Origin of the sequence: Facilibium subflavum, from assembly GCF_003574485.1 — a bacterium.
GTDB classification, from domain to species: domain Bacteria; phylum Pseudomonadota; class Gammaproteobacteria; order Francisellales; family Francisellaceae; genus Facilibium; species Facilibium subflavum.
The window spans coordinates 1-523 of sequence record NZ_QLIT01000388.1; the positions used below are offsets into that span (position 1 = coordinate 1).

Consider the following 523-nt stretch of genomic DNA (forward strand, 5'->3'; position numbering starts at 1 on the left):
CAAGAACTGTACCAAAAGCAGAGCCTATCATTACAGTATCATTTAATACTATAGGCGATGAGTTACCAGGCAGCGTTAATTCTGGGATATTGTTTGAAGCACTCCACTCTTTTGAACCATCTTTAGCATCAAAAGCAGCTACCGAGCCATCGTGTGTATGGGTGTAAATAGAGTTGTTATAGATAGTTGGTTGAGCAAATAAACTACTTGGAGTTTTACTTAACCATAAGGTTTTACCAGTCTTATTATCTAATGCTGTAAGTCTACCTTTCATCGAGCCAAAAATGACAGCATTTGCGATAGTGTTTGGTTCAGAAGTCAGGCTGGAATTTGTGTCTTTCTTCCATATTACGCCACCATCTTTCATTGATAAGGCATAAACCATGCCATTTTCATTAGGAACGAATGCAATATCATCTGAGTATGTAGGAGCTAGATTATAGTTGCCTAATCCGTTATCACCATTTCCCGTGCTTTTTTTCCACTTTACTTTTACATGAACCTGTTTAGGAGCCTTCTCCTT

The 523-nt window shown here is 38.2% G+C and carries 1 protein-coding gene; it reads right to left on the bottom strand.

Annotated features, from left to right (window positions below):
- Positions 1-523: outer membrane protein assembly factor BamB family protein (locus tag DNK84_RS14105; protein ID WP_162902534.1), on the bottom strand; the 523-nt coding region annotated here is incomplete at both ends.